The organism is Streptomyces sp. NPDC101166, from assembly GCF_044768125.1.
In the GTDB taxonomy this organism is placed as follows: domain Bacteria; phylum Actinomycetota; class Actinomycetes; order Streptomycetales; family Streptomycetaceae; genus Streptomyces.
Genome location: NZ_JBIWPF010000150.1, coordinates 1 through 1,333 on the forward strand (window position 1 = coordinate 1; position 1,333 = coordinate 1,333).

Consider the following 1,333-nt stretch of genomic DNA (forward strand, 5'->3'; position numbering starts at 1 on the left):
TGCCTTTCGCGACGGAGCTGAGGGTCACCGAGATCGACGCGGATATCGACGGCGACACCGTCGCTCCGGCGATCGACCGGCAGTGGCGGGCCGAGGCGGCCGATTGGCGGGAGTCGTCGACGGGTCTGCGCTATCGATTCCGTCGTTATACGCGGCCCCGCATATAACGCGCGGATTCCTCGTCCGGCAATTCCCGCACACACCGCGCCGAAACCGCCGAGCGCCCCGGGTGTGTCCGGCATACTCAGCGATACCCCGGCGAAAGGCAGTCCATGGACAAGAAGTCGCTGACCGCGGTTGCTCGCCAGCAGCTGAAGCTGGCCGCCACGGCGTCGAGCGGGCGTAGTTCGTCGACCATCTACGGCGGCCACACGCATTCGCTGCGGCAGACGGTGATCGCGTTGACGGCCGGACAGACGCTGGCCGAGCACGAGAATCCGGGCGAGGCGACGCTCATGGTGATCAGCGGGGTGCTGGTGTTGATCAGTGGCGCCAACGAGTGGAAGGGCTCGGCCGGCGATCTGATCGTGATCCCGAACGCACGGCACAGTGTGAAAGCCATCGATGACGTGGCGTTTCTGCTGACCGTCGCCAAGTAGCCCACCGGGGCGTTCGCACGGCGCGAACCTGACACGGACGTACCGGACGGTTCGGTGGTCGGCGGCAGGGCCTAGGGTGGTGCCCATGGGTGAGCCACAGTCGATCCTCGACCCGCTCACACCGGCGGCCATCTTCCTCGTCGTGACCATCGACGAGGGTGGCGAGTCGGTGGCGCGGGATTTGCTCGCAGATCTGCCCGGGTTGCGGCGTTCCGTCGGTTTCCGGGTGCCCGGTTCCGGCCTCGCGTGCATCACCAGCATCGGGTCCGCCGCCTGGGACCGCCTGTTCGCGGGGCCGAAACCCGCACAGCTGCACGAGTTTCCGGGCTACCTGGGCGAGCAGCACCAGGCCCCGGTCACGCCGGGCGACCTGCTGTTCCACATCAAGGCCGAAACCCAGGACGCCTGTTTCGAATTGGCGATGAAGATCGCCGAGCGGCTGTCCGGGGCGGGCACGATCGTGGATCAGACGGTGGGGTTCCGCTATTTCGAGCAGCGCGATCTGCTCGGTTTCGTGGACGGCACCGAGAATCCGGAGGGTCAGCTGGCCGTCACCGCCGCGCTGGTGGGTGACGAGGATCCCGAATTCGCCGGTGGCAGTTACGTGACCGTGCAGAAGTACCTGCACGACCTGGATTCGTGGAAATCGCTCTCGACCACCGAGCAGGAAAAGGTCATCGGGCGAACCAAACTCGACGACTACGAGCTCGACGCGGCCGAACAGCCCGCGAATT

The 1,333-nt window shown here is 66.3% G+C and carries 3 protein-coding genes; all 3 read left to right on the top strand.

What is annotated here, in order from left to right; translation table 11 throughout:
- Positions 1-167 (top strand): dihydrofolate reductase (locus ACIRS4_RS37200; RefSeq protein ID WP_404204546.1); only part of this gene is annotated, 167 nt, incomplete at its 5' end.
- 105 nt (positions 168-272) lie between these two features.
- Entirely contained in the window at positions 273-599 is a 327-nt protein-coding gene (locus tag ACIRS4_RS37205) for a cupin domain-containing protein (RefSeq protein ID WP_404204542.1), read from the top strand.
- Between the two features lie 85 nt (positions 600-684).
- Positions 685-1,333 (top strand): Dyp-type peroxidase (locus ACIRS4_RS37210; protein ID WP_404204544.1); only part of this gene is annotated, 649 nt, incomplete at its 3' end.

Excerpts from the sequence above, each read along its gene's own strand:
- ACIRS4_RS37205 (WP_404204542.1), top strand. The coding sequence starts at position 273 with ATGGACAAGAAGTCGCTGACCGCGGTTGCTCGCCAGCAGCTGAAGCTG.